Source organism: Corallococcus sp. NCSPR001, from assembly GCF_017309135.1.
GTDB lineage: Bacteria > Myxococcota > Myxococcia > Myxococcales > Myxococcaceae > Corallococcus.
In genome coordinates, this window is record NZ_JAFIMS010000001.1 from 344,786 (window position 1) to 370,684 (window position 25,899).

General features: G+C 70.1%; 22 protein-coding genes. 11 read left to right on the forward strand and 11 right to left on the reverse strand.

Annotated elements, in window-relative coordinates; all coding sequences use genetic code 11:
- Nucleotides 1-156: 156 nt before the first annotated feature.
- Nucleotides 157-681, reverse strand: a complete 525-nt coding sequence (locus JYJ93_RS01400; RefSeq protein WP_206785982.1) for a hypothetical protein — start codon at nt 679-681, stop codon at nt 157-159.
- A gap of 133 nt (nt 682-814) precedes the next feature.
- Here JYJ93_RS01400 and JYJ93_RS01405 point away from each other — a divergent pair, with 133 nt between their 5' ends.
- Nucleotides 815-2,080: a Gfo/Idh/MocA family oxidoreductase gene (locus JYJ93_RS01405; protein ID WP_206785984.1), complete on the forward strand. Its 1,266-nt coding sequence runs from the start codon at nt 815-817 to the stop codon at nt 2,078-2,080.
- Between the two features lie 408 nt (nt 2,081-2,488).
- Nucleotides 2,489-3,472, forward strand: coding sequence for a GntR family transcriptional regulator (locus JYJ93_RS01410; RefSeq protein ID WP_206785986.1), 984 nt, complete (start codon nt 2,489-2,491; stop codon nt 3,470-3,472).
- Nucleotides 3,473-3,507: 35 nt separating this feature from the next.
- On the opposite strand, the gene JYJ93_RS01415 is transcribed toward JYJ93_RS01410, so the two are convergent.
- Nucleotides 3,508-4,473: an AraC family transcriptional regulator gene (locus JYJ93_RS01415; RefSeq protein WP_242543564.1), complete on the reverse strand. Its 966-nt coding sequence runs from the start codon at nt 4,471-4,473 to the stop codon at nt 3,508-3,510.
- 55 nt (nt 4,474-4,528) lie between these two features.
- On the opposite strand from JYJ93_RS01415, the gene JYJ93_RS01420 reads away from it, so the two are divergent.
- Both JYJ93_RS01420 and JYJ93_RS01425 read left to right on the forward strand, forming a co-directional pair.
- Nucleotides 4,529-5,617, forward strand: coding sequence for an alkene reductase (locus JYJ93_RS01420; RefSeq protein WP_206785990.1), 1,089 nt, complete (start codon nt 4,529-4,531; stop codon nt 5,615-5,617).
- Between the two features lie 21 nt (nt 5,618-5,638).
- Nucleotides 5,639-6,484, forward strand: coding sequence for a pirin-like C-terminal cupin domain-containing protein (locus JYJ93_RS01425; protein ID WP_206785992.1), 846 nt, complete (start codon nt 5,639-5,641; stop codon nt 6,482-6,484).
- A 22-nt stretch (nt 6,485-6,506) separates the two neighbouring features.
- Here JYJ93_RS01425 and JYJ93_RS01430 read toward each other — a convergent pair whose 3' ends face one another.
- Entirely contained in the window at nt 6,507-6,881 is a 375-nt protein-coding gene (locus JYJ93_RS01430; protein ID WP_206785994.1) for a DUF962 domain-containing protein, read from the reverse strand.
- A 217-nt stretch (nt 6,882-7,098) separates the two neighbouring features.
- Between JYJ93_RS01430 and JYJ93_RS01435 the strand changes: the two genes are divergently transcribed.
- From JYJ93_RS01435 to JYJ93_RS01445, 3 genes are read left to right on the forward strand one after another with little or no spacing between them, the layout of a single operon-like run.
- Nucleotides 7,099-8,325 (forward strand): hypothetical protein, encoded by a 1,227-nt coding sequence (locus JYJ93_RS01435; RefSeq protein ID WP_206785996.1) that lies wholly within the window; start codon nt 7,099-7,101, stop codon nt 8,323-8,325.
- Nucleotides 8,326-8,330: 5 nt separating this feature from the next.
- Nucleotides 8,331-9,464, forward strand: a complete 1,134-nt coding sequence (locus JYJ93_RS01440) for a hypothetical protein (protein WP_206785998.1) — start codon at nt 8,331-8,333, stop codon at nt 9,462-9,464.
- 58 nt (nt 9,465-9,522) lie between these two features.
- Nucleotides 9,523-9,819: a hypothetical protein gene (locus tag JYJ93_RS01445; RefSeq protein ID WP_206786000.1), complete on the forward strand. Its 297-nt coding sequence runs from the start codon at nt 9,523-9,525 to the stop codon at nt 9,817-9,819.
- Between the two features lie 6 nt (nt 9,820-9,825).
- On the opposite strand, the gene JYJ93_RS01450 is transcribed toward JYJ93_RS01445, so the two are convergent.
- Nucleotides 9,826-10,596, reverse strand: a complete 771-nt coding sequence (locus JYJ93_RS01450; RefSeq protein ID WP_206786002.1) for a class I SAM-dependent methyltransferase — start codon at nt 10,594-10,596, stop codon at nt 9,826-9,828.
- 189 nt (nt 10,597-10,785) lie between these two features.
- On the opposite strand from JYJ93_RS01450, the gene ptsP reads away from it, so the two are divergent.
- Both ptsP and pfkB read left to right on the forward strand, forming a co-directional pair.
- Nucleotides 10,786-13,281: a phosphoenolpyruvate--protein phosphotransferase gene (gene ptsP / locus JYJ93_RS01455; RefSeq protein WP_206786004.1), complete on the forward strand. Its 2,496-nt coding sequence runs from the start codon at nt 10,786-10,788 to the stop codon at nt 13,279-13,281.
- On the forward strand, nt 13,278-14,234 hold the full coding sequence (gene pfkB / locus JYJ93_RS01460; protein ID WP_206786006.1) for a 1-phosphofructokinase: 957 nt from the start codon (nt 13,278-13,280) through the stop codon (nt 14,232-14,234). The genes ptsP and pfkB overlap by 4 nt, the downstream gene beginning before the upstream one ends.
- Here pfkB and JYJ93_RS01465 read toward each other — a convergent pair whose 3' ends face one another.
- Entirely contained in the window at nt 14,235-15,449 is a 1,215-nt protein-coding gene (locus JYJ93_RS01465) for a GAF domain-containing sensor histidine kinase (protein ID WP_206786008.1), read from the reverse strand.
- A 72-nt stretch (nt 15,450-15,521) separates the two neighbouring features.
- Entirely contained in the window at nt 15,522-15,995 is a 474-nt protein-coding gene (locus JYJ93_RS01470) for a thioesterase family protein (protein WP_206786010.1), read from the reverse strand.
- Between the two features lie 165 nt (nt 15,996-16,160).
- On the opposite strand from JYJ93_RS01470, the gene JYJ93_RS01475 reads away from it, so the two are divergent.
- Nucleotides 16,161-17,993, forward strand: a complete 1,833-nt coding sequence (locus JYJ93_RS01475) for a metallophosphoesterase (protein ID WP_206786012.1) — start codon at nt 16,161-16,163, stop codon at nt 17,991-17,993.
- Between the two features lie 39 nt (nt 17,994-18,032).
- On the opposite strand, the gene JYJ93_RS01480 is transcribed toward JYJ93_RS01475, so the two are convergent.
- Together JYJ93_RS01480 and JYJ93_RS01485 are read right to left on the reverse strand one after the other, a co-directional pair.
- Nucleotides 18,033-18,863: a hypothetical protein gene (locus tag JYJ93_RS01480; protein ID WP_206786014.1), complete on the reverse strand. Its 831-nt coding sequence runs from the start codon at nt 18,861-18,863 to the stop codon at nt 18,033-18,035.
- A 161-nt stretch (nt 18,864-19,024) separates the two neighbouring features.
- Nucleotides 19,025-20,311: a DUF4032 domain-containing protein gene (locus JYJ93_RS01485; protein ID WP_206786016.1), complete on the reverse strand. Its 1,287-nt coding sequence runs from the start codon at nt 20,309-20,311 to the stop codon at nt 19,025-19,027.
- A gap of 90 nt (nt 20,312-20,401) precedes the next feature.
- On the opposite strand from JYJ93_RS01485, the gene JYJ93_RS01490 reads away from it, so the two are divergent.
- Nucleotides 20,402-22,066 (forward strand): alpha-amylase family glycosyl hydrolase, encoded by a 1,665-nt coding sequence (locus tag JYJ93_RS01490; protein ID WP_206786018.1) that lies wholly within the window; start codon nt 20,402-20,404, stop codon nt 22,064-22,066.
- Here the strand turns inward: JYJ93_RS01490 and JYJ93_RS01495 are convergent.
- From JYJ93_RS01495 to JYJ93_RS01505, 3 genes are all read right to left on the reverse strand, one after another.
- Nucleotides 22,063-23,307, reverse strand: a complete 1,245-nt coding sequence (locus JYJ93_RS01495) for a DUF1629 domain-containing protein (RefSeq protein ID WP_206786020.1) — start codon at nt 23,305-23,307, stop codon at nt 22,063-22,065. The two genes, JYJ93_RS01490 and JYJ93_RS01495, sit on opposite strands and share 4 nt — an antisense overlap.
- Nucleotides 23,308-23,328: 21 nt before the next feature.
- Nucleotides 23,329-24,690, reverse strand: a complete 1,362-nt coding sequence (locus JYJ93_RS01500; protein WP_206786021.1) for an AHH domain-containing protein — start codon at nt 24,688-24,690, stop codon at nt 23,329-23,331.
- Nucleotides 24,691-24,771: 81 nt separating this feature from the next.
- Entirely contained in the window at nt 24,772-25,836 is a 1,065-nt protein-coding gene (locus tag JYJ93_RS01505; protein WP_206786023.1) for a glucodextranase DOMON-like domain-containing protein, read from the reverse strand.
- Nucleotides 25,837-25,899: the final 63 nt, after the last annotated feature.

The following is a 25,899-nucleotide window of genomic DNA, read 5'->3' on the forward strand; positions in this document are numbered from 1 at the left end:
GCGCGGCGAAGCAACCGCGCATCACCTTCCAGCCACGACCGGAGCAAGCCCGCCTCCGCATGACGCATCCTCAAGCGGGAGGCCGGTGCGCGGCGGAGTAACCGCGCATCGCCTTCCAGCCACGACCGGAGCCGGCCACGCTCCGCATGACGCGTGCTACGCGGGAGACCGGTGCGCGGCGGAGTAACCGCGCATCACCTCCTGGAAGAAGCGCCGTCCGACGAAGAAGCCACCCAGCGGAGCTCCGGACCAGAGGGCTCCAGTGGACGGGGCCAGGATCCACGGAGTGATGTCGACGCCCTCCGCGCCCGAGCCCCTGCGCAGCGGTGAAAGCCGCGCCCGGTCCTCGGGAGTGGGCGGCGTGCCCAGCTCGAACACTTCGATGGACACACGTCGCGCAGGAGAGCGCGCCGCGCCGGCATCGAGACAGCGCAGGGCCAGCGCCGTCACCTCTTCACGCGTCAGGGCGAAGCGCCGCGCCGGGTCCCGCGCGCGGTTCACCATGCACGCCACCTTCAGCCCACGTTCGTCCCACCGGTGGATCACCACATCCGACGCGTCCGCCAGGGCCTGGGCTCCGTCGGGGGCGCCCCACACGAAGCCGCGCTCGGCGACAGCGCGGCCGGCGAAATAGGAGGAGAAGGACGCGGCATCACCGCGCTGTTCAGGAGAGGTCGTCATGGGCGGAAGCACACGCCGCCTCGATCCTGTTTCCAACAGCCCCCCACGTCGGACCAGGAGAAGCCCACCCCTCTCGTCCCATCCGGCGCTTGGATTCCAACCGCTTCAAGCACCGACACCAGGAGGCCCGCGAATGATGGACGACACACCCCGGCTGTGGACCCGCAGGCGCATGCTTGGAGCCACGGGGGGACTCCTCACCGCGAGCGCATGGATGCCTCCGGTGCTCGCCGCCACCGCGCCGCAGGTGAAGCTGCCGGACACCTACGCCAAGACGGAGCGCGAGCGCCCCGGCCCACCCAACCCGCAGCCCGAATCCGAGCGCGTGGGCTGGGCCGTCGTCGGCCTGGGCCACCTGTCATTGGAAGAACTCCTCCCCGCCTTCGGACAGATGAAGCGAGGCAAGCTCGTGGCGCTGGTGAGCGGTGACCGAGCGAAGGCACAAGCCATCGCGAAGCAGTACGGCGTCGCCGACAAGGCCCTCTACGACTACAAGTCGTTCGATCAAATCAAAGACAACCCGGAAGTGCAGGCCGTCTACATCGTCCTGCCCAACAGCATGCACGCGGAGTTCACCGTGCGCGCGGCGCAGGCGGGCAAGCACGTCTTCTGCGAGAAGCCCATGGCCAACACCTCGGCCGAGTGCCAGCAGATGATCGACGCCTGCAAGAAGGCGGACCGCAAGCTGGGCATCGCCTACCGCCTCCAGTACGAACCGCACCACCGCGCGGTCATCCAGATGGCGCGCAACAAGGAACTGGGCACGCTCAAGCTCTTCACCGCGAACAACGGCCAGAACCAGGGCGACCCCAACCAGTGGCGTCACAAGAAGTCGCTGGCGGGCGGAGGCGCGCTGCCGGACGTGGGCATCTACTGCCTCTCCGCCGCGCGCTACTTCAGCGGCGAGGAGCCCACGGAGGTGCAGGGCTTCAGCTACAGCACCCCCAACGACCCACGCTTCAAGGAGGTGGAGGAGTCCTTCGCCTTCCACCTGCGCTTCCCCTCCGGCTTCCAGGCGCACTGCACCAGCCACTACAGCACGCACGAGACGAAGGACCTGCGGCTGATGGGCACGGACGGCTGGGCCTCCATGGACCCCGGCTTCTCCTACAGCGGCCTGCGCCTGCGCGTGGGCATGAAGTCCAAGTCCTTCCCCAAGGCGGACGACACGGTGGAGCGCAGCTTCAGCCAGCCCAGCCAGTTCGCCCGGGAGATGGACCACTTCTCGCGCTGCGTGCAGGAGAACATCGTCCCGCACACGCCGGGCGAAGAAGGGCTCGCGGACATGCGCATCATCGAAGCGCTCTACCGCTCCGCGCAGGAGGGCAAGGCGGTGAAGCTGGAGGCCGCGAAGAAGCTGGATGCCTTCCGAGGCCCGCCGCCCAAGGAAGAAAGCTGAACCCCACGCAGGCGGCCAGCGGCCCGTGAACAAGTCCTGCGCCCCGAAGTCCTCCGCGAGGATGCACGCCTCACGGAGCGCTGCGATGGAGGCGTGCACGGGCGGCAAGACGGGAAACGAGCAGCGGCACCTGCCCGGTTGCCGCAAAACCCGCCCGACTGTCGGACAGGGTTCCGCCGCATGTGCCCCGAGTCCACGCCGGTTCGGCGGAAGCGCGACCTCGTGCGTGCGCGAACGCCAACGTGGGGCACGGATGGAGGCGCCCGCCCGGGCCCGATTGCCTCAAAACCTGTCCGACTGTCGGACAGGTTTTCGCCCCATGCCGCCCGGGGGCGCGCTGGCTCGGCAGGCGCGCACGTCCATGTCAGACCCCTGTGGTTGGATGGCCATGCTGGAACGAGGAAGGGGATGGGGATGGAACGGCGAGGGCTCGTGGCCTATGTGGAGGCGCAAATCGAGCGCGATATCGCGCTGGGGCGGCTGCACCCGAGCGGGCAGTTCGGCTCCGAAGCGAAGCTGGCGCGGCGCTATGAGGTATGCCGGGGCACCATCCGCGAGGCGCTGCGACGGCTGGCGGCGCGGGGCCTGGTGGTGCAGCGCCCCGGACGCAAGACGCGCGCGGTGCCGCTGGATGAATCGCTGACATTGGAGAACCTGGGCCTGGCGCTGCATGACGCGAGCAACCCGGATGCCCGGTGGCTTCTGGAGGGCTACTTCAGCCTCAAGCGGCAGGTGCTGGTGGAGCTGCTGGTCGACTGCTGCGAGAAAGCTTCGGACCTCGACCTGGACCGGCTGGGGAGCGCGTGCTTCCGGCTTCAGGACGCGGCGCGCTGGGAGTCGGGGGAAGCCTGCGCGCAGGCGGAATTCGAGTTGCTGCGGCAGGCAGCGCGAGTGGCGGCACGTCCCGGGCACGTGCTCCTCGTTCAGTCCCTGCAGCGGGCCTTCCTGGGAGGAGCCGCCCAACTGCTGCCTCATCTGGGCGGAGAGGCGCTGCGCGAGTGGGCCTTCCGCGTGATGGCGATCCTGCACGAGCGCGACACACAGGCACTTCATCACGAGCTCCCAGCGCTGCTGAAGGCGTGCGACGAGCGAGTGCTGGACGCCTTTGTCCCCGCGGCCAAGGAACAGGCATCACCCGAGGCCCACGTTCCCCCCGTGTCATCAACCCCGCAGGACTCCACACCAGAGAAACGCCCCTGCACGGAGGAATGTGACTTCGGCGCTCCCATGTCAGCCCCTGCGCAGGAAGAGCATGGATTCGACGGCCCTGTGTCGACCGCGGAGCAGGACACGGCACCGGACGCCCTCGTCGGCGAACTCCGACGGGAATGCACCGAGAAGAGCGTGCCCGATGTGGCCTTGGAAGACCTGTTCGACTGTCGGTCAGATTGAGGCGCCGCGCCTCCAACGGCCCGCTAATGACAGACTCACGCCCGGCGGTGGCTGCGCCGGTACGCGCCGGGAGCGGTCCCGTCCCAGCGCTTGAAGGCCCGGTTGAAGGACGCTTCGCTCTGGTAGCCGATGGCCGGAGCGACCTCGCTCAGGGGCAGCTCGCTTTCACGCAGGAGCTGGGCGGCCTTGATCATCCGCCATCCCACCAGGTACTCCAACGGCGGCTCTCCCACGAGTTCGCTGAAGCGCGCCGCGAAGCCGGACCGCGACAGCGCCACGGCGGACGCCAGGCTCTCCACTGTCCAGGGCTCCTCGGGGCGCTCGTGGATGAGCGCGAGCGCCTTGCCAATCTGGGGGTCCGACAGCGCCCGCAGCCCGCTCTCCCGGCACGCCCCCTCCGACTTCATGATGTGCGCCCGCAGCGCCTGCACCAGCAGGATGTCCGCGAGCCGGCTCATGATGACCGTGGCGCCCGGATGCGACGACGCGCTCTCCGCCAGCATCAACTGGACCGTGGACGCCAGTGAAGGCGCCGTCGCCGCGTCGTCCGCGGCCAGGTGGATGACGTGAGGCAGCTCCTTGAAGAGGAGCGTGCGCGGCGCGACCCCCAGTTGGAACGACGCCGCGACCAGCGTCGTCCGCTCGCCCTCGCCGCCCAGCCGGATGGAGCCCTTGCCGCGGGCGTTCGCGCAGGCCCCGTGCTCCAGGACATGAACGGGGCTGCCCTCCGCGTCGCGCAGCGTGTGGCCTCCGCCGTGCGGCAGCACCGCCAGGTCCCCCGCGCACAACTCCAGGGCCTCCGGCACGCCCTCCACCTCCAGCCGAGCCCCGCCGCGCGCGACGAGGATGATGTGCGCGCCCGGGGTCGTCCCGAACTGGAGCCCCCACGGGGCGAACAGCTCGAAGCGGCCGTGCATCCGGGTGGACAGGCGCAGGGTGTCCAGCACCTCCGCCAGGACATCCGCCCCCTGTCCCTCCACCGTTTGTGGACGATCGGTCAATTTATTTGGACTGGATGCCATGGCACGTCCATAGCGCCTGGAGCATTCAACGGCCATGGCAAATACACTCAAGCTCCTCTCCCCCTTGCGCCTGGGCCGGCTCGAACTGAAGAACCGGCTGGTGATGGCCCCCATGACCCGCAGCCGGGCGCTGGTGGACGGCAACGTCCCCAACCCCCTCGCGGTGACCTATTACGCGCAGCGGGCGTCCGCGGGCCTCATCGTCTCCGAGGGCACCCAGGTCAGCCCCCAGGGCGTCGGCTACATCCGCACGCCGGGCATCCACTCGCCGGAGCAGGTGGCGGGTTGGAAGAAGGTGACGGACGCGGTCCACGCGGCGGGCGGCCTCATCTTCGCGCAGCTGTGGCACGTGGGGCGCGTCTCGCACCCGGACTTCCACGGGGGCGAGCTGCCGGTGGCGCCCTCCGCGATCGCCGTCCAGCAGGAGGTCTTCACGTTCCAGGGGAAGAAGCCCGCGGTGACGCCCCGGGCCCTGGAGACGCATGAGCTCCCCGGCATCGTCGAGCAGTTCCGCCAGGCCGCACGCAACGCGAAGGAGGCCGGCTTCGACGGCGCGGAGCTGCACGGCAGCAACGGCTACCTGCTGGACCAGTTCCTGCGGGACGGCTCCAACCAGCGCACGGACGCGTACGGCGGCAGCATCGAGAACCGGGCGCGCCTCCCGCTGGAGGCGGCGCGGGCGGTGGCGGAGGTGTTCGGCGCGGACCGAGTGGGCTACCGGCTCTTCCCGCAGAACTTCCCATACACGGGCATGCACGACTCCACGCCCACGGAGACCTTCACGTACCTGGCCCGCGAGCTGGGCAAGCTGGGCCTGGGCTACCTGCACGTGACCGAGCTCGTCACGGGCCCCGCCGCTCCGGCGCCCGAGCAGCGCATCACCCCGGCGATCCGCAAGGCGTTCCCGGGCGTCATCATCGCCAACGGCGGCTACGACGCGCAGAGCGGCGAAGCGGTCATCGAGCGCGGCGAGGCGGACCTCGTGGCGTACGGCGTGCCGTTCCTCGCCAACCCGGACCTGCCGGAGCGCTTCCGCCGGTCCGCGCCGCTCAACACGCCGGACGCGTCGACCTTCTTCCAGGGCGAGGAGCAGGGCTTCACCAGCTACCCGGCTCTGAGCTGAGCCGGAAAGGAGGGAACCGTCATGAGCACGCAGCGAAGGCTGGAGCGGATCATCGACCTGCCCGAACCCACGCAGGGGCAGTTCGGGCCCGCGCACACGGTGGTGCCGGTCATCTCACCGGAGGACTACGCGCGGTCGGATCCGTTCATCCTGTTGATGGACGACCGCATCGACGGCAAGCCCATCGGCGGGCCGCATCCGCACGCGGGCTTCGAGACGGTGACCCTCGTGGTGAAGGGCGGGATGACCCATGACAGCGGCAAGCTGGGCGAAGGCGACGTGCAGTGGATGACGGCGGGCAGCGGCGTCATCCACGGCGAGGGCCTGGAGGGCGACATGGGGCAGGCGCGCATCCTCCAGCTCTGGCTCACGTTGCCGAAGGCGCAGCGCTGGGTGCCCGCCGGTTACCAGGACCTGTCGTACGCGGAGCTGCCGGTGCGGCGCGAGCCGGGCGTGGAGGTGCGGCTCTACAGCGGCACGTCGGGAACGGTGCGGTCGGCGACGAAGAACTACGTGCCCGTCACGCTGGCGGAGTTCCAGTTGGAGCCGGGAGCATCCATCGCGCAGGAGCTGCCTGCTTCGTACAACGGCTTCTTCCTCGTGCTGGAGGGAGAGGTCGCGGTGGGGCCGGAGCGTCAGTCGCTGAAACCCGGGCAGGTGGGCTGGCTGGACCGTCCGGTGTCGGGAGGAGACAGCACGGTGCGCATCACCGGGACGACGCGGGCGCGGGTGCTGCTGTACGCGGGCCAACCGCAGCGCGAGCCGCTGGTGAGCCACGGGCCGTTCATCGGGGACACCCAGGACGACATCCTGAGCTCCTTCGCAGGGTACCGCGCGGGCCGCTTCGGTCCGCCACCGCCGAGGTAGCGGACCCAAGAATCCGCGAGCGTCAACGGCTCTGCACGGGGGCCGGCGCCAGGGTGGCGGCGGCCGTCGCGCCGGAGTTCGCGCGCTCCAGGTGCGGGCCCAATTGGCCGGTGAGCATCAGCGCGGCCATGCGGAAGTCGGAGATGAGCGACCAGAGCGGGTACTTGAAGGTCGCGGGCCGGTTGTGCTCGATCTTGAAGTGGCTGGCCCACGCGAAGCCGTAGGCGCACACGAGGGCGGCGAGAATCAGCGCGCCGCGCCCGGTGACGGCGGCGGTGATGCCCAGACCCACGCCCAGGCTGGTGCCAGCGAAGTGCAGCCAGCGTGTCGACGCCTGCGAGTGCTCGCGCAGATAGAACGGCCAGAACTCGGCATAGGTCTGGATGCGGTCGGACATGAAGTGAAGTTGTGTCCAGCTGCCCGCCTCTCGTCAACCCATGCGGGCCCTCTTCGTGCCGGTCGCGACACCGGAAACAGGCCCAAGGGCAGGAGGGCAGCCAGGCGGTCCTCGACGCGCCCCGTCGTTTTCGGACGGACCGGGAACAATCCGACGCGGACGGCGAGCACGGAGGGAGGCGCGAACCGCACGTGTCGTGAAAGACTCGGGAGCGCGCATGAGTGACTGGACGCCCAAGCTGAACCCGGCGGTGGACCTGCGGCGGCTCCCGCTGAACGCGGAAGAAGGCTTCGTGCTGTCGCGGCTGGACGGCCACACGCGAGAGAAGGACCTGCCCGCGCTGACAGGGTTCCCGCCTGACAAGCTGCGGGACATCCTCACGAGGCTGGTGTCCCAGGGAGCGCTGCTGCCAGGCACGGAGGCCACGAGCCCCGCGAACACGGTCCTGGGAGCGAATGCCGCGTCAGCCATGAGCGCCGCCGGCAGCATGAAGCCTCACGCATCCGCGAGCACTGCACGGCTGGAGCCGACGCAGCACGCATCAGCCATGAGCGCTGCCGCTCATCCATCCGTGAGCACGGCGTCCGCGGTGAGCAGCGGCATCGGGAGCGAGACGCTCGCCACTGATGCGGTGGCCCACGGTCGTGCCGAGCCAGCACTCGACGCGAGCGACACAGAGCCACTGCCGGAAGCGGGAGACGGCGCGGACGACGAAGCAGGCCCCGTGGATGAAGTGCCCGAAGCAATCCAGGGCGACTACCGCAAGCTCTTCGAGACGCGGCTGCACGCGTTGCCGGAGGACCAGCGGGTAGCGCTCGCGCACGGGGCGGAAGACCCGGAGCTGTCCGCGCTGTGCTTCGACCCGGTGCCCGCCGTCATCAAGGCCGTGCTGGAGAACTCGCGAGTGGGCCTCGCGCACGCACGTCTCATCGCGCGCCACCACCGCAACCCCGTGGGCCTGGAGGCGATGGTGGCCCGAGCGGCGTTCGCATCGGACACAGGCGTGCGCCGCTTCCTCGTGCGCAACCCGCAGCTACCGGCCGCCCTCTTCCGCCGCCTGTGGGCGATGCGCCGCCTGATGGAGCACCACAAGCTCACGGTGGACCGGGACGTCCCGGAGCAGACCCGCCGCACCGCGCGCGAGCTGCTCCGCCAGCGCTTCTCCACCGGTCCGTCCGAGGAGAAGGTGGAGCTCATCCTCAACACGGAAGGCCGGGCCCTGGGCGCGCTCGTGGGCATGCCGGTGGACGGCAAGACGACGTCGCTCTTGTGCGGGCGCACGTACCGCTCGCCCATGCTCATCCAGAACATCGCGCGCTGGAGCGCCGCGCCGCCCGCGCTCATCGCGCACCTGCTCAAGCAGGAGCTGGTCCGCCGTCAACCCCCGCTGCGCATGATGCTCGCGCGCCACCCCAACGCGCCCGCGGACGCGAAGCGCGCCTGAGCCGCATGCCCCACGCCGAAGCCAGGGTCGTCCGCGAGCTGAAGCATCACCTGCTCACCCATGGGCTGCGCGAATCGCGCGTCCTGCACCTGCTGGTGGATGCGCATCCCTCGTATGTCCGCAGCCCGTTCGCCCGGGACCTGGAGCCCATGACGCGGCTCACGCTGGAGGGCACAAGGCCAGACATCCTGTGCAGCGTGGCGCGGCCCGAGGGCGTCCTCGTCACAGGCATTGAAGTGAAGGCCTCTGAGAGGGATTGGGTCCAGGGCCTGGGTCAGGCGCACAGCTATCGCCCGGGCGTCCATCACGCGTACCTCGCGCTGCCGTCCTCCGCCGCCGACCTCCGCGCCCCCACCCTGGCGCAGGCGAAGAGCATCGGGGTCGGCATCCTCGCCCGCGACGCGAAGCACTGGGTGGAGGTCATCCCGCCCGCGGATCCCTCTCCGCTGCCCCGCGCCGTCAGCCAGGCATCCTCGCTGCTCGAAGGTGTTCCCGCCGCGCGCAGCCTCCAGCTCAACCATCCGCTCAACTACCTCGCCGCCGCGTTCCTCGCGGACCGGGGCGCGCCTTCCGGAGAGCTGCTGAAGTCACTCGCCGCGCACTGGAAGGACCTGGGCAGCGACAGCTCCCGGCGTCATGCGGCCATGGGCGCCAACACGCTCGGGCTGCTGGACCTGGACTGGAACCCCACGCTCGAAGGGCGCACCGTGGCGGACCTCCTGGCCGCGCTCCAGTTCGACCCCGACACCCGCTACGACAAGCGAAAGCGCCTGCTGGACGTGAACGCGGCGTTCGCAGCCGTGGCGCGCTTCGTCCTCATCCGTCAGCCCGCGGTGCGCCTCATCCACCGCACGCTCACGGACCACGGCGGAAGCCTCACGCTGCTGGAGCTGGCCGTGGCGGCGGGCCACGACGACCCGGCGCTGGCGACAGCCCTCTTCCTCGCGGACCCCTCCGCGACGCTGAAGCCCGGGCTGCGAGGGCCGGACATCAACCCGTCCACCGTCTTCAAACTCAAACAGAACCTCTGGCACGCGGGCCTGCTCGACACCAAGGCCCACGGCACCGCCGGCAAGGACGCCCGCGCCTACCGGCCCGCGGAAGACCTCTGGGCCCTGCCTCGCGACAAGGCCACTTGACTACAACTGTAGCCATGGCATACCGCTCCTGACTACAACTGTCGTCAGGAGGGGTGCCGTGGACCGACCGCCGCATGGACAGGGGAGCCCTGACGCACGCCGGGAGCCAGTGCCGCTCTCTCCGTTGATCCGGGAGGGCGTGGGCTGGCTCCTGGCGTTCTACCTGCTGCTCGCGCTGCTGCCTCCCATGCACCTGAGGGAAACGCTGAGCGCCGGGGAGCACACGGCCCGCGTCTGGTGGAAGGCCGCGGTCACGGTGCGCCGTCACGCGGCGCCGTTCGTGCTCGCGGAGCTGGAGTCGTGGTGGCACGAAGCGGTGGCGTCCCGGAGCACTTCACGGCCCCCACGCGCTTGATGCGGCTCAAGGCTTCCGCGCGGTGATGAGCGGCTGGTTGAAGCCCGTCTCCTCCGGCGTGTACCAGCGCGGATCCACCAGCCCCGCCCGCGTGAGCGCCTGCTCCAGTTCCACGGGTTGCAGCAGGCGGTAGACGCCGGTGTGCTCGGTGGTGTGCCAGATGCCGGACTCCTGGCGCAGGATGAACTGGCGCACCGTGTACTGTCTTTCATCCACCGCCCAATCCCAGACCTGGAACAGCACACGGCGGCCCATCGGCGTGTCCAGCACGCGCTCCGCCGTGAAGCGCGGCCGCTTCTCCAAAAGCGCGGAATGGTCGCGCAGACTCGCCACCAGCAGGCCCCCGGGCACCAGGCGCGACGCCATCGCGTTCGCGGCGTCCTCCAGGTCCGAGTCCTCCAACAGGTGCGCCACCGCGTTGTCACACGACATCACCACGTGGAAGGTGCCCGGCACCTGCCAGTCCAGCATCCGCATGTCGGCCACGCCGGTGGTCATGCTCACGTGCATGGCGCGGGCCTCCCGCTCCGCGCGCGCCACGGCCGAAGGACTCAGGTCCGTGGCGTGCACGGAATAACCCCGCGCCGCCAGCCCCAGCGCCTGCGTGCCGATACCGCACGCGCAGTCCAGCACCCGGCGGGGCGGCGCGATGCCCGAGCGGCGCAGCAGCGCGTCCAGCACCGCGCCCTGCCGGTCCACCGACTGTTCCCAGTCCGCGAAGAGCAGGTGGTACTCCTCGGCCAGCCCTTCGTAGAAGTCCAGGACGCTGTCAGACATGACGGCTCCCCCTTTAACACCCCCGTGCGAGCCGTCACGCACGCGGATGCCGGACGTCTTCGCCTCTGTGAGCTGTTACCCGGAAGACGGGGCTCGGGAAGCCCACGCGGGCGTGTGCGGACGACACCGGGCAGACTGCACCGTCATTCCCCGCGTGAAGCTCGCGCGCACCCGAGGCAAGGAGCACCGATGCTGTCGCTGACGCCGTCACAGGTCCGCCTGGGATGGTCCGCCACGAACAAGGCGGAGGCCATCCGCCTGGTCGGACAGGTGATGGTGGAGTCCGGCTTCATCTCGCCCGGCTATGTCGACAGCATGATCAAGCGCGAGCAGGTGTCCGCCACGTTCCTCGGCCACGGCATCGCTATTCCGCACGGCCTGCCGGAGGCGCGCCACCTCGTGCTCCAGACGGGCGTCGTCGTGGTGCAGTTCCCCGCCGGGGTCGTCTGGAGCGAGGACGGCCACGCGCACCTCGTGGTGGGCATCGCCGCGAGGTCCGACGAACACCTCCAGGTGCTCGCCAACCTCACCGGCGTGCTGGACGACGAGGCCCGCGCCGTGGCCCTGGCCTCCACCCTGGACACGGCCGTCATCATCCATGCGCTCCAGGGCTCCACTGCTCCGCCGGAAGCGCAGGACGCGCCCGCGTTCGAAGGGCTCTCGCTCCAGGTCCTCTCCCCTTCCCCGAACGGCCTGCACGCGCGCCCCGCCACCACGGTGGTGGAGGTGGTGCGCCGCTTCCGCGCGGACGTCACCGTCCACCACGAGGGGCGGCAGGCGAACGCCCGCAGCGTCCTGTCACTGCTGCGCCTGGGCGCGCGGGGCGGCTCCACGCTGACGCTCACCGCGGCGGGGGACGACGCGGCGGCGGTGCTCCTCGCGCTTCAGGAGGCCTTCGACGTCGGCCTGGGAGAAGGGCCGCCCACGGCTCGCGCGCGGGCACCGGAGCCCATGCCCGCCCCCGTGCTCGACTACGAGGGGACGCTGGTCGCGGGCCTGTCCGCCTCGCCGGGCATCGCGGCCGGGCCCGTGTGGACCTTCCAGCGCGAACGGCTGGAGGTGGAGGAGCGGGCCGCCGACGCCGCGAGGGAACACCCATTACTGGATTCGGCCCTGGCCGGAGCGGCGGCGGAGCTGCGCCAGTTGCACGAAGGTTTCCTCCAGAAGGCCGGAGCGCAGCGGGCCGCCATCTTCAAGGCGCACCTGGAGCTGCTCGACGACCCGGAGATGCTGGCGGAGTCGCACGGCCTCATCGACACCGGCCTGAGCGCGGGCGCGTCCTGGCTCCGCGTCTTCGAGAGCCGCGCGGAGGCGCTGGCCGCGATGGATGAACCGGTGCTGGCCTCGCGCGCCGCCGACCTGCGGGACGTGGGCCGGCGCGTGCTGCGGCCACTGGCCCGGGTGCTGGAGGGCGAGCCCACCTTCCCGAAACATCCGGTGGTGCTGCTGGCGGAGGACCTGTCACCGTCGGACACCGCGAAGCTGGACCCCGCCATGGTGCTGGGCCTGTGCACGGCGGGCGGCGGCACCACGTCACACACGGCCATCATCGCGCGCTCGCTCGACCTGCCCGCGGTGGTCGCGTTGGGGCCGTCGGTGCTGGACCTGCGCAACGGACAGCACTGCATCCTGGACGGCGACGCGGGCGTGCTCGTCGTGCGGCCGTCGGAGCGGGACCGGGCCAAGGCCGCGCACCAGCGCGAACGGATCCGCTCGCGCCGCAAGGAGGAGCAGCGGGAGCGGCACCGGCCCGCCATCACGCTCGATGGCCAGCGCGTGGAGGTGGCCGCGAACATCAGCGATGCCGCGGAAGCGGGCAGGGCCGTGGACGCGGGCGGCGATGGCGTGGGCTTGATGCGGACGGAGTTCCTCTTCCTCGGTCGCGACGAACCGCCCGGCGAGGAGGAGCAGCTCGACGCGTACCTCACCCTGGTGCGCGCGCTGAACGGCCAGCCGCTCATCCTGCGCACGCTGGACATCGGCGGAGACAAGCACGTGCCGTACCTGTCGCTGCCCGCGGAGGCGAACCCGTTCCTGGGCGTGCGCGGCATCCGGCTGTGCTTCGAACGGGAGGACCTGTTCCGCACGCAGCTGCGCGCCATCCTGCGCGCGTCGATGGAGGGCCCCGTCCGCATCATGTATCCGATGGTGGCGATGCCCGAGGAGCTGGCGAAGGCCCAGGCCATCACCGAGTCCGTGCGCCGCGAGGTGGGCGCGGCTCCGGTGGAGACGGGCATCATGGTGGAGGTGCCCTCGGCGGTGATGATGGCGGAGCAACTGGCGCGGAACGTGTCGTTCTTCTCCATCGGGACCAACGACCTGACGCAGTACCTGCTGGCCATGGACCGGCAGCATCCGGTGCTCGCGTCCCAGGCGGACGGCCTGCACCCGGCGGTGTTGCGCATGGTGGACCTCACGGTGAAGGCGGCGAGGAAGGCGGGCATCTGGGTGGGCGCGTGCGGAGGCATCGCGGGAGAACCGTCCGGCGCGGTGGTGCTGTCCGGCCTGGGCGTCACGGAGCTGAGCGTGGCCATCCCCAGCATCCCCGCGGTGAAGGCGCTGCTGAGGGGCATCTCCATGGCGGACGCGGAAGCCGTGGCCCGGTCCGCGCTGGAGTGCGGCAACGCCGCCGAGGTGCGGGACCTGGTGCGCGGCCTGCTGGCCCGGAAGGGAGCGAAGGCGTGAGGCCGACGAAGCCGGGGGTGGTGACGGTCACGTTGAACGCGGCCATCGACCAGACGCTGGAGTGTCCGGGGTTCACGGCGGGCGCGGTGAACCGCGTGGTGGCGGAGACGCGCACGCCGGGAGGCAAGGGCATCAACGTGGCGGCGTTCCTCTCGGGAGGCACCCAGCCGGTGACGGCCACGGGCTTCCTGGGCGAGGACACGGTGCCGTTGTTCGAGACGCTGTTCCGCGAGCGAGGCATCCGCGACCGCTGCCTCCGGTTGCCGGGCTCCAGCCGCGTGAACATCAAGGTCGTGGACCGCACCCGCGGCGCGGTGACCGACCTGAACCTGCCGGGCCCGAGCGTGCCGGAGGAGTCCCTGTCCGCCTTGCTGGAGACGGTGGAGGCGCTCGCGGAGGAGAACGGCTGCTTCGTGCTGTCAGGCAGCGTGCCGGCGGGAGTGCCCGCATCCATCTACGCCACGCTGACGGAGCGCCTGCGCGCGAAGGGCGCGCGGGTGGCGGTGGACACGAGCGGAGCGCCGCTGCGCCACGCGGTGGCCGCGAAGCCGGACTTCGTGAAGCCGAACGCGCACGAGTTGGAAGAGCTGGTCGAACGGCCCTTGAGGAACGCGGGCGAGATCGCGCGAGCCGCGCGCGAACTGCACGCGACAGGCATCGGGCTGGTGGTGGTGTCGATGGGAGCGGACGGCGCCCTGTTCGTGTCGAACGACGGCGCCTGGCGGGCCCTGCCGCCTCCCGTGGAGGTGGCGAGCACCGTGGGCGCGGGCGACGCGCTGGTTGCCGGATTGCTGGCCGCGAGGCTGGAAGGCCACGACCTGGAAACCTGCGCCCGGAGGAGCACGGCCTTCGCGGCGGGGAAGCTCGCGAAGGTGGGCCCGGTGCCTCCGGCGCCGGAGCGCGTGGCGGAGCTGCTCTGCGCGGTGCGGATGCACCCGCTGGGCACGGGCTGATCAACAGCCGCGCGGCAGGTGCACCTGGAAGGTGGTGCCCGCCTCCTCGGTGGACACCACGTCCACCGCGCCGCCGTGCGCGCGGACGATTTGATTCACGATGAAGAGCCCCAGCCCCACGCTGCGGTGCTCGCTGCCCTCGGTGGTGCCCCGGGTCATCGGCTCGAAGAGCACGGGCAGCAGCTCCGGCGGAATGGGCGTCCCCAGGTTCGTCACCGCCAGCACCACCTCCCGCGCGTCCCCGCGCGCCTCCACCCGGATGTGCGCGCCCGGCGCGCTGTACTGCACGGCGTTGGTGAGCAGGTTGGTCAGCACCTGCGCGATGCGATCCGGATCCCAGCTCCCCCGCCCGCTGCCCTCGCACACCAGGTCCAGGGAGCACCCATGCGCGGTGAGCCGCACCTCGTCCACCACCTGCTCGGCGAGTTCATGCAGGTCCATGGGCTGGGGCTTCACCGGCAGGGGCATGCCCGTGCGCACATGGGTGAAGTCCAGGAGGTCGCGGATGAGCCGGTTGGCCCGGTCCGACGAGTCGAGGATGCGCCGCAGTCCCCGCCGGGCCCGGTCATCCAGGTCCGTCCTGCGCATCAGCGTCGCCGCCGCCAGGGAGATGGCGTTGAGGGGGTTGCGCAGGTCGTGGCTGACAATGCCCATCAACTGCTCGCGCAGGACCGACGCCTCCCGGGCGCCCAGGAGCTGCGAGTCGCGCTCGTTCAGCACCTCCTCCTGCTCCAGTTGGTGGCCCACCAGGTCGCCCAGGTGGCGGAAGATTTCAAGGGTGCCCTCGGTGAGGTCCGCCGCGTTCGCGTCCAGCGCGCACATCACGCCGAAAAAGTCCCCATTTCGCCGGTACAGCGGCACCGCGACGTAGCTCTCGATGCCGTACATCTTCGGCGCGGGGTGGTCCTTGAAGCGCGGGTCGCGGCTCGCGTGGTTCACCAGCAACGGAGCCCCCAGGCCGCGCACCGTGTTGCAGAACGTCGTGGACACGACCAACGTGTCCCCCGCGCGCAGGCCGAAGCCCATCTCGTCCAGCACCGCGCAGCACGTCCACGACTCCGGCGTCACGCGTGCCACCACCGCCAGGCGCAGGCCCGTGGTCCGCGTCAGCACCCGCAGCACCGTCTTCACGGCCTCGATGCGGCCTACGGCCTCGACGTCCGCGGAAATGGCCGCGGCGGGACGGATGTGGGGATTGGAGGAGGACGCGCTCATGGGAACCAATCTACCGGCCTGGAAGGGCCACCGCCCGTGGACTCGCGTTCATGGCGACACGCCCCTGCCCGGTCACCCGGTCTGCCCACCCACCGGACGACCCTCCAGCTTCTCGATGGCCGCCCGCACCGCCGCGGGAACCGGCACCTTCTCATGCGTGGCGTAGCGCAGCGTCACGACGATGGAACCGCCGCGCGTGTAGAGCACCCCGTCATCCGCGCCCGCCACCACGTGCTCGAAGGTGATGGAGGAATTGCCCACGCGCGTGACGCGCGCGCCCGCCACCAGGTTCACCGGGAACACCACCGGCTTGAGGTAGTCCGCGTGCGTGTTGGCCAGGATGGGCCCCACGCCGTCCGCGGACGTCGTATCCGCGCCCGCGGCGGTCGGCCCCACCAACCCGATGCGGGCCATGTACGCGATGCGCGCGGACTCGAACCAGGTGAACGTGCGGGCGTTGTTGACGTGCCCGTACGCGTCCATCTCGCTCCAGTGCACGGGGAAGGGCACGACGACTGGGAAGTCCTTCAGGGCGGCGTTCGACATGCCCCCAGGGTCGCAGGGACCATCCCGCCAGGGAATGGAAACCACGCCTGCCTGCCCTCCAGGAGTCCCGCGCAGGCATGCTAAGCCAGGGGTCCATGGCTCTCCGGTCCACGCTGGCGCCGCCCGCCGTCGCATCCCATTCCTCCGCCGTCCCGGGTCTCCGCGATGGCCGGTGAGCCCACGCGGCCCGAAGAGGACCGCCGCTACGACACCCCCGCGCCCTGGGAAGAGCAGGGCCCCGCGCCCGCGCCGCACCTGGTGCGCGAGCGCGGCACCGCCACCGCCACCCGGCCCCAGAAGCACGCGGACATGGTGCGCTGGCTGCATCCCGGGCAGGTGCTGCGCACGGGCCTGGACGCGGTGGTGGCCACGGTGTTCGGCGCGCGAGCGGACCACCGGCTCATCGAAGCGGTGGTGCGTCCGCAGCAGCCCTACTTCGACTATTCGGAGGAGTCCGGCGCGGACGGCGACTTCTGGCTCGACTACGTCTCCGACATCGGTGACGGCTGGGACTCCACCTACGCGGTGGCGCGCCTGCTGGCGCTGCCGGAGCTGCGGCTGCCGGAGGAGGACGGGAAGACCGCGCACGTCACGCCGCGAGGCCGCGTGCTGGTGTTCGGCGGCGACGAGGTCTACCCGGGAGCCAGCCGTGAGACGTACGAGGAGCGCACGGTGCAGCCCTACGAGGCCGCCATGCGCCGCTCGCAGGCGCCCCACCCGGACCTGTTCGTCATCCCGGGCAACCATGACTGGTACGACGGCCTGTCCGCCTTCATGCGGCTGTTCTGCGCGCAGCGCTGGCTGGCCGGGCGCCGCACGCGGCAGAGCCGCAGCTACTTCGCGCTGAAGCTGCCGAAGAACTGGTGGCTCATCGGCACGGACGTGCAGCTCAACAGCGACATCGACGTGCCCCAGGTGGAGTACTTCCGCCAGGTCGCGGAGCAGATGGGCCCGGACGACCGCGTCATCCTCTGCAACGCGGAGCCGGCGTGGGTGCTGGCCGCGGCGGCGCGGCGCCACAAGGGCAGCTACCTGGAGAACAACCTGGAGTACCTGGAGGAGAAGGTGCTCGGGCGGCGCATCGCCGTGTTCCTCGCGGGCGACCTGCACCACTACCGCCGGCACGAGGACGACACCGGCCAGCACCGCATCACCGCGGGCGGAGGCGGCGCCTTCATGCACCCCACGCACGCGCCCGCGGCGCCCGTGCTGCGCGACGGCTCCACGCTGCGCAAGAGCTTCCCGGACGAGTCCACGTCGCGGAAGCTCGCGCGCAAGAACCTCTTCCTCATCCGCCACAGCCCGCTGTTCGGGCTCATCACCGGCCTGTGGTACCTGCTGCTCGCGCTGGCGGCCTACGCGGAGGTGGGCTCGCTGGGCCTCTCCCGCCTGCCGGAGGTGGTGACGGCGGTGGCCAACAGCATGGTCAACCGGCCCTGGACGCTCATCCTCGGCATGGTGACGGTGGGAGGACTCGCCGGGCTGGCGGACGCGGCGCTGGGGAGGTGGCGCGCGCTGTTGGGCAGCCTGCACGGCGTGGCGCACATCGTGGCGGCGTTCTTCGTCGCCTGGGGCGCGACCTACTTCACGGTGAGCAAGCTGGGCGTGTGTCCGGTGCTGTCACCGGATGGCGCGCACTGCGCGGACGGCTGGCTGCACCTGGCGGGCAAGTTCTTCTTCTCCTGCACGTTCACCTTCGTGGGCGGCTTCCTCGTGGGCCCGTTCATCACGGGCCTGTACCTCTGGATGAGCGTGAACTTCTTCGGCGCGCACTCCAACGAGGCCTTCGGGTCGCTCGCGCTGCCGGACTGGAAGAACTTCCTGCGCATGCGCATCGGGAAGGACGGGGCGCTGACCATCTACCCTGTGGGCATCGAGCGCGTGCCGCGCAAGTGGAAGCCCACCGGCGCGGGCCCCATGTCGCCCGCGTTCGACCCGGACGACCCGAACGCCACCGAGCCGTTCCTCATCGAGCCGCCCATCCGCGTCTGCCGCTGACGCCCTCCCGCCGTTCGTGGCGGGAGGACGGACGGGGGACTACCGGGGAGACACGCTCTCGTTGGAGAGCGACACCGCCTTCGCCGTGCTCTGCACGAGCACCTGGTCGATGCCCTGGGCGCCCTCGCTCGGCGCGTCGGAGACGAGCACCAGCTGATCCCCCACGACGATCTGCGGAGCCGCCTTGGCGACGTCCCCCACGGAGAAGGCGCCGAAGGGCGACTGGAACGAGAAGTCGATGTGGGGATACTTGCCGTTGCTGAGCACCCACTCCTCCTGGTTCACGCTGCCGATGCACGGGACCTTGCAGTAGGCGCATTCGATGGGACCGCCCAGACACAGCTTCATGCACGCCTTGTAGGTCAGGGTGGTGCAGGACTTCTTGCCGAACCCCGCGATGGACCTGGCCCCCACGGAGCCGCTGGGAAGTCCGCTCACGGAGGCCACGAGCTGGCCGTCGCGGAACACCATCGCCGAGTAGGTGGCCGGCTTGCCGTTCGCGTCCACGAAGCTCGCCGTGAACTCCTGCCCTTCAGACGTGTCCGTGACGACGGAGGCGGCGACCACCTTGCCGTCCGAGATGACCGTCTTGACGGTCGTCTCCCGGGCCTCGCCGGAGGGCTCGTGGGCCAGCCCCGCGCTCCAGTTCTTGGCCTGCGCGGTGTCCACGGCCACGCCGTCCTTGCCGGACGTGTCAGCGGACTGGACGAGCAGTTCCTTGCCATCCACCACCAGCTTCGCGTCCCCTACCGCGCAGTGCTTCATCCCGGAGAACTGGACACAGTCCTGCGCCTGCGCCTGCGCGAGCGGAAGGGCCATCACGAACAGCGTGGCGAGGCTGGAGTGGGCAAGTCGGCGGAACAGACGCATGGTGGGGGCTCCTGATGGGTTCCAAGGGAAAATCCCAGGAAGACGGCCAGCGCCTGCATTCACCGGTTATGCCAATGACTCTCCGTGCGGGAGCCCGGGCTGCCCCATCCCATGTGTGGCATTGGCTGTCACAGCCCCGGGCCGTCCTGTGGCGCGCGGGGTTACAGCGCCTTGGGGTCCCGCGCCGCGGCCTCGAGCAGCGGCGCGATGCCGGGCTGCTTGAGGGTGAGCGTCACGTAGTCCTGCACGGCGGCGTCCAGGCCCACATCGCGCTTCGCGCGCTCGGACAGGAACCACTTGTGCTCCAGCACCTGGCAGTAGAGCTCCGCGGTGTCCGCCGCGCGGCCCAGCTCCTTCTGCAGACGTGACAGAGTGGGGTGGTAGCGCTCGTCCAGCCAGCGGAACGCGGTCACGCTCAGGGGCACGCTGCGGTCCAGCTTGCGCGTGAGCGTGGCCTTCATCTCCTGCATCTCGTTGAGCAGCAGGCTCGCCTGGCGCTCCTCCGCGACGATGCCGGTGAGCGAGTGCAGCTGGTGCCGGTGGTACTCGCGGTCGGTGACGATGGTGCGCATGCGCAGCTGGCTGCCCTGCCCGCTCGCCAGCAGCTCCACCTCGCCCACGGAGAAGCCCAGGTCGTTGAGCGTGCGGATCCGCTCGTGGATTCTGTAGCTCTCATGCGGTTGGAGGATGAGCTCGCGGTTGATTTCGGCCCACAGCCGCTCGTAGCGCTGGCGGATGCTCGCGGCCGTCTCCTGCCAGGCCTCCAGCTCCCGCGGCAGCTCCTCCGCCAGCTCCACGCGAGCGGCCAGGTCCGCCAGGCCGCCCGCGACGTTCTCCTCCATGATTTGAAGGTCCATCTCCCGCTGCCCGGCGGAGAGCTGCTCATGCAACTCGGACGTCTCCGCGTCCACGGCGTACGCCTGCAACTCGCCCGCGTCGCGGCGGAAGAGCACGTTGGACAGCGAGCAGTCGCCCCAGAAGAAGCCGCCCAGGTGCAGCCGCACGAGCAGGCCCGCCATCGCGTCCAACAGCCGCGACCGGTAACGCTCCAATCCCTGATGCATGAACAGCGCGCGATACGGCAGCGACGATGCAAGGTATTGGGTGATGAGCAGCCCTGGCCTGTCCCCGGGTGCGGCGTCCAATCCCTCTTCCGTCTGGACCGCCAGCCCCACGGGACACACCGACGGCAGCCGGCGGTCCTCCAGGCCGCGCAACAGGTCGTACTCGCGCTGCGCCACGCGCGCGGGCGTCTCCTTGAAGGCGTAGATGGTGGCGCCGTAGGAGACGAACACCACCACGTGCCGGGACAGACCGCGCGGCACCTCCACCACGCGCGGTGAACGCTCCGTCCACGCCTCCAGCGGCAGCTCCCACGGAAGGTCGAGGAAGTCCGGGTGCCCCTGCCGGATATGCAGGGAATGGAGGCGGCGCGAGGGGTGAGACATGTTGGCCACAAGCCTACCGTCCGGGTGAGCGCGCTTCATCCGGGGGGCGCGCTGGCCCGCGTGGAACGTTCGCTGTTAGAGGAAGAGGCCATGCGCCCCCTCCGCGGACTCTCCCTCTGTGGCGCGGCCCTGCTGTCGGCCTGCGCCGGTTCCTCGCCCCCGCCCGCTCCGGCTCCAGCCGCGCCTGGAAGCATCACGCTCGCCGCGCCCGCGGGAGACGCGTGGTACCGGGGCGCGGTGTTCTACGAGGTGTTCGTCCGCAGCTTCCAGGACTCCAACGGCGACGGCGTGGGAGACCTGCCGGGGCTCATCTCGCGGCTGGACTACCTGAACGACGGAGACCCGGCGACGACGGACGACCTGGGCGTGGACGCGCTGTGGCTGATGCCGGTGTTCGCGTCGCCCAGCTACCACGGCTACGACGTGACGGATTACGAGCGCATCCAGTCGGCGTACGGCTCGCTGGAGGACCTGCAACGGTTGTGTGACGAAGCGCACCGCCGGGGCATGCGCGTCATCCTGGACTTCGTCATCAACCACACCAGCTCCTCGCATCCGTGGTTCGTGGACTCGGCGTCCTCGGCGCAGTCGTCGAAGCGGGACTGGTACCAGTGGCGCGCGAGCGATCCCGGCTGGAAGCAGCCCTGGGACCTCTACTCGCAGACCGGCACGTGGCATCAGCGGGACACGGGCTGGTACTACGGCGCCTTCTGGGGCGGCATGCCGGACCTGAACCTCCAGACGCCCGCGGTGCGCGAAGAGGTGAAGCGCCTGGCGACGCTGTGGCTCCAGCGCGGCGTGGACGGCTTCCGGCTGGACGCCGCGCGCTACCTCATCGAGACGGGCGGCGGCGCGGGGCAGGCGGACACGCCGGAGACGCACGCCTTCTGGAAGGAGTTCGCCGCGCACGTGCGTTCGGTGAAGCCGGACGCGGTGCTGGTGGGTGAGAACTGGAGCGAGACGCCGTCGGTGGCGAAGTACTACGGCTCCACGGCGACGGTGCCGGGCGGGGACGAGCTGCCGCTCAACTTCAACTTCCCCATGTCCGCGCGGGTGATTGAAGGCATCAACGCGGGCAGCGGCGGGGGCGTGGCGGCGAAGCTGCTGGAGATGAAGAACAACTATCCGGCCGGGGTGGCGGACGCGCCCTTCCTCACCAACCACGACCAGGTGCGGCTGGCGACGCAGTTCGCCAACGACGGGGCCAAGCTGGGGCTGGCGGCGGCGGTGCTGCTGACGCTGCCGGGAGCGCCGTTCCTCTACTACGGCGAAGAGGTGGGCCTGGGGAACGGCAACGCCAACAACGACGAGTCCAAGCGCACGCCGATGCCCTGGAGCGGCGCGGCCGGCGCGGGCTTCACGACGGGCTCGCCGTGGTACGCGTTCTCCAGCGGCAGGGAGACGGCGAACGTGGAGGCGCAGCAGCGCAACCCGGGGTCGCTGTTGTCGCGCTACCGCTCGCTCATCCACGCGCGCCAGGATTCGGAGGCGCTGCGAAACGGAGGCCTGCGGCTGTTCACGGCGACGACGGGAGTGTCACGGACGCTCGCGTTCGTGAGGACGCTGGACGACGAGCAGGTGCTGGTGGTCCACAACTTCTCCACCTCGCAGGAGTCGGTGGGGCCGTTCGACGTGGAGGCCACCACGGCGGAGCCGCTGTTCCTGGACCCCGGGGTGACGCAGCTCACGGGTGGCACGGGAGCATGGAAGGCCAGCATCCCGGCGCGTGCCACGGGCATCTGGCGGCTGCGCTAGCTGACGACAGGCTGACGCCACGAGCGGGAGAGGTGCGTCTCTCCCGCAGCCTTGAAGCGGCGGAGGAGCTCCGCCGCCGCCCCCCTGCCCTGCTGGAGCAGCCACTTCAGCTCCGCGGGCATCAGCACCTTCACGGTGAGCAGCCGGACCTCGCCCCCGGGAAGCGTGAAGCGAGCGGGTAGCGAGTCCGTCTCCATGCCGATGAGCACGGCCACACGGCCCTCGGGAGTGACAAGGGTTTCGGGCATACCCACGCCGTCCACCTCCATGGACAGCGTGCCATTGGCCAGGGAGACGCGGAGCTTCTCGAACTCGGCGACCTCATAGGCGACGCGTTCGAGCAGGTGCACCGGCCAGCTCTTCCACACCTCCCCGAGCGGCTCCGGAGTCTCGATGGCGAGCTCCAGCCCGAAGCCCGCGGTGGGACGGTCCAGGATGTCGTTGAACGGGTCGGACAGGCCGTCTGTGACGATGAGCATGCCGCCGTCGGGACGGCGCATGGCCGTCCACCACTGCCGTTCGCCAGGCCATGGACCGCCCACGACAGGGGGAATATAGAAATCGTCGGACATGGTGCCGAGCCCACGCCACACGGCTCTACGGGCATAGCGGGCTTGGTCCCACAATTCGCCTCGCCGCTTCGTCTCCGCGCGACGCACAGGGTCAAAGGTCGGTGGCCCCGTAACCGCTTCGAACTTCGCGCCCGTGAGGCCCGCGCGCTCCATCGCGTCCTTGATCTGCTCGGAGATGATGAGGGAGACCTCCCACTCCGAGGGACGGAACACCTTCGCATCGCCCACCTTCGACGGGTCAATGCGCATGCCGTAGATGGAACGGAGAGTGCCCACCTTCTCCGGAATCTCATCCTCTTCGGTCCAGAAATGGACCTCTTCCGAAGCCTCGATATCGACGCACGGAATGGTGCGAATGGCATTGAGGATGAAGTACGGCCCTGCATGGGAGTCGATCTCGACGGGGATCAACTCGATGTCATTCGGAGCCAACTCGCGAAATAAAGCCGCCAGCTTCGCGTTGACGACCGGGGTACCAAACGCCGCATGTGAATAGTCACGGGGCTCCCCCTCCAGGTCCAACGGAAGCCGGATCGGGTCCTTGAAGTGCGCGGGTTCTCCAACCGAGAACTGCCAGGGGTCGTCGAGTTCGCGCCTCTGCATGTCGAGCGGATGCCCCAGGCACCAGAACCCTTCAGCGACATCCGCATGAAGCTCGAAGTATTCCATGGTCCTCACCGGTTTCCCGCATCACTCAAGGCCAGTCACCCACCGATTCATGATGCCCCCCTTTTCGGTGATCTGACGGGCAAGGCTTCTCAACTCATTTGTCAGCAGGGCCCTGCATTGCTCCATGCTGCGGCACTGCCGGGTTGCTCGGGAAAGGGATTTCAGTACCCACTGGTGGTACGCCTCTGGGTGCGGCCCTCTGTGACCCGGCACACGGACCTTGTTCGCGGGATCATCAAGCGACATCCCCGCCTTGTCGAAGATCTTCTGGAACTGCGGTGACCACGGGCCACCGCGATTCGTGGCACTCCACCACTTGTTGGATGCGATGTGGTGCTCATGCCCTTCCGCATCCGCGCCACTCGCGACGGGACTCTTCTCATCCCGCGCGGACATGGCCACCGCGTTCGGCGGCAGTACCAGCGTGACGACGCCCTCGGAGGACACGGCCACGGACTCCACCTGCGCCGCTGCGCCCAGCCTGAAGCCGCCTACCTCCGCGGCCACCAGCGAGGCATGCCCTGAACCCGGGAGCGTCGCGACCTTCGCCGCGAACGTCTCCGCCGTGCTGCCCACCGCCGCCAACGCCAACATCACGAACGCCCGCGCCGCGTTCTTCCCCATCACCTCGCCGTACTCCTCCCCCACTTCTCGAAGCTCATCGAACGTCCGGGCCACTCGCGCCTGTTCGGACAACTCAATCCATCCCTGGATGAGGTTCCACACCGTGTCGATGCCCAGGTAGGCGATGAGCACCACCGTCATCGTCGCAGCGATGCCCTTCGACACGGGCTCGGGCAGCAACCAGAGCGACAGGTACACCGTGCCCGTCGCGACGAGGGTGGCGAGCACCGCCCTCTGGTCCGTCATCCCCACCAGCGCTTCCGCTGTCTCCTCCCAGACCGAATCCAGCGCGATGGCGAACGCCAGCGAACGCCGCCCCTCCTCATCCAGCGAGGAACCCGCCTCCAGCAATTGAAGACAGTCCCCTGGCGTCTGCTTGCGCTGGCACCACCGCCCATAAGCGCTCGCCAGCTCCCGGTCCGGATCATCGACCAGCAACCGAGCCCGGGAAGGCTCCTCCACGGAGACCAGCCCCAGGCGTCCACGAACATGGGCATAAGCCTTCGAGGAGAACGTCCCCGCGAACCGCCGATACACATCCTCACGAGGACGCGGGGACACCGGCGCATCCTCCGCCAGCGTCCGCACCGCGTCCGTGAACGCATCGCCGTCCAGTTCCACGGGCTCGACCTCCGCCCGAGGCACATGGACGACAGGCGCCCCCGGCCCCGTCTTCAGCCGGACGCCACGCGTCGCTGAACATCCCGTGCTCAGCAGCAACAGCAGCACCGCGACCGCCCAGCTCCGGCACGAAGACATGGATGCCTCCAAGGCATCCATCCTCGGCCGCGCGGACTCACCGCGACCAGGACCTCCCGCGCACAGCGCGGGAACCAACCGTCACGGGGCGGGCGGCACGGGACCCACGACTCCGGCGTCCTCCATCACAGCCCCCGCATCCGGCGCGTCCGCGGGCACACCGGCGTCCTCCACCGGAGCAGTCACGGCCTTCCCAGACGGCACCACCGCGCTCCACGCCGGCTTCGAGGCCCCCAGCACCTCCTCCTGCGTCGTCCCCGGCGCCACCAGCAGGTCCACCACCGGCGACTGTGACGGGTCTCCCTTCCGCCCACCGCCGAAGCGGTCGGCGGACGGCGGCTCCCCGGGCACGATGCCCATCGCCATCAGCCGCGGGTTCGCGTTCGTGTCCCCACCGAACATCCCGCCCAGCGCCACGCGCCGGTCGATGGTCGCGCCCGTCACCGCCACGCCGTAGCCCCAGTCCGCGCTCGCGTGTCCGCCCAGGAAGCGGTCCGGCACCTGGAACACCACCGTGCGACCGCTCACCTGGATGACGGTGGGGAAGAACACCCGCGCCTCCAGCTCCTGCTCCGTGGCCGCGTTGAGCTCCGCCTCCACCTTGCCGCCAATCCCCCCGGACTTCTTCTCGTAGGCCTCCAGCGCCGCCTGCCGCCAGGCCTTGCGCAATGCCTCGCGCGCCTCATAGGGACGCGGCGTCAGCACCACCGCCTTCTCCCACCCCGAGTCCGCCGCCAACGTGAGCCCGCGCCCCGGCAGCGTGTCCGTGCGCCCGGAGCCGGGCACCCGGTCCTGGTCCACGTACAGGTCCACGTTGAATGTGTAGAAGCCGTGCCGGGCCCGCTCCGCGACCGTCGCCCCCTCCAGGTCCACCGCCTGCGCGCGCGAGGGCCTCGCGATGGGGTGCGCGAACGTCACCTCGAACCGCGTCGCCGCTCCCTCCGCGAACGCGGCCACCGACACCACGTCCAGGTCCCCGCGCCCCAGGTCCGCCCGGCGCGGATACAGCAGCTCGCCGTCGCCGTGGTCGTCCCCCACCGGATCCGTCAACCGGAACAGCAGCGCGTCCTCGCGCGTCTTGCCGCCGGAACACGCGGCCAGGGAGGAGGCGAGCAGGAGCGCGGACACGCGGGAACGCACGGACATGGAAGGGCACCTCATGCACGAAGGGACGGCCCGTCCAGGTGTACCGCGCGGTGCCCCAAACGC

Bases quoted from the DNA above. Each gene is read 5' to 3' on its own strand.
- JYJ93_RS01400 (WP_206785982.1), bottom strand. From the start codon at position 681: ATGACGACCTCTCCTGAACAGCGCGGTGATGCCGCGTCCTTCTCCTCC.
- JYJ93_RS01405 (WP_206785984.1), top strand. From the start codon at position 815: ATGATGGACGACACACCCCGGCTGTGGACCCGCAGGCGCATGCTTGGA.
- JYJ93_RS01410 (WP_206785986.1), top strand. From the start codon at position 2,489: ATGGGGATGGAACGGCGAGGGCTCGTGGCCTATGTGGAGGCGCAAATC.
- JYJ93_RS01420 (WP_206785990.1), top strand. From the start codon at position 4,529: ATGGCAAATACACTCAAGCTCCTCTCCCCCTTGCGCCTGGGCCGGCTC.
- JYJ93_RS01425 (WP_206785992.1), top strand. From the start codon at position 5,639: ATGAGCACGCAGCGAAGGCTGGAGCGGATCATCGACCTGCCCGAACCC.
- JYJ93_RS01430 (WP_206785994.1), bottom strand. From the start codon at position 6,881: ATGTCCGACCGCATCCAGACCTATGCCGAGTTCTGGCCGTTCTATCTG.
- JYJ93_RS01435 (WP_206785996.1), top strand. From the start codon at position 7,099: ATGAGTGACTGGACGCCCAAGCTGAACCCGGCGGTGGACCTGCGGCGG.
- JYJ93_RS01440 (WP_206785998.1), top strand. From the start codon at position 8,331: ATGCCCCACGCCGAAGCCAGGGTCGTCCGCGAGCTGAAGCATCACCTG.
- JYJ93_RS01450 (WP_206786002.1), bottom strand. From the start codon at position 10,596: ATGTCTGACAGCGTCCTGGACTTCTACGAAGGGCTGGCCGAGGAGTAC.
- ptsP (WP_206786004.1), top strand. From the start codon at position 10,786: ATGCTGTCGCTGACGCCGTCACAGGTCCGCCTGGGATGGTCCGCCACG.
- JYJ93_RS01465 (WP_206786008.1), bottom strand. From the start codon at position 15,449: ATGAGCGCGTCCTCCTCCAATCCCCACATCCGTCCCGCCGCGGCCATT.
- JYJ93_RS01470 (WP_206786010.1), bottom strand. From the start codon at position 15,995: ATGTCGAACGCCGCCCTGAAGGACTTCCCAGTCGTCGTGCCCTTCCCC.
- JYJ93_RS01475 (WP_206786012.1), top strand. From the start codon at position 16,161: ATGGCCGGTGAGCCCACGCGGCCCGAAGAGGACCGCCGCTACGACACC.
- JYJ93_RS01480 (WP_206786014.1), bottom strand. From the start codon at position 18,863: ATGCGTCTGTTCCGCCGACTTGCCCACTCCAGCCTCGCCACGCTGTTC.
- JYJ93_RS01485 (WP_206786016.1), bottom strand. From the start codon at position 20,311: ATGTCTCACCCCTCGCGCCGCCTCCATTCCCTGCATATCCGGCAGGGG.
- JYJ93_RS01490 (WP_206786018.1), top strand. From the start codon at position 20,402: ATGCGCCCCCTCCGCGGACTCTCCCTCTGTGGCGCGGCCCTGCTGTCG.
- JYJ93_RS01495 (WP_206786020.1), bottom strand. From the start codon at position 23,307: ATGGAATACTTCGAGCTTCATGCGGATGTCGCTGAAGGGTTCTGGTGC.
- JYJ93_RS01500 (WP_206786021.1), bottom strand. From the start codon at position 24,690: ATGTCTTCGTGCCGGAGCTGGGCGGTCGCGGTGCTGCTGTTGCTGCTG.
- JYJ93_RS01505 (WP_206786023.1), bottom strand. From the start codon at position 25,836: ATGTCCGTGCGTTCCCGCGTGTCCGCGCTCCTGCTCGCCTCCTCCCTG.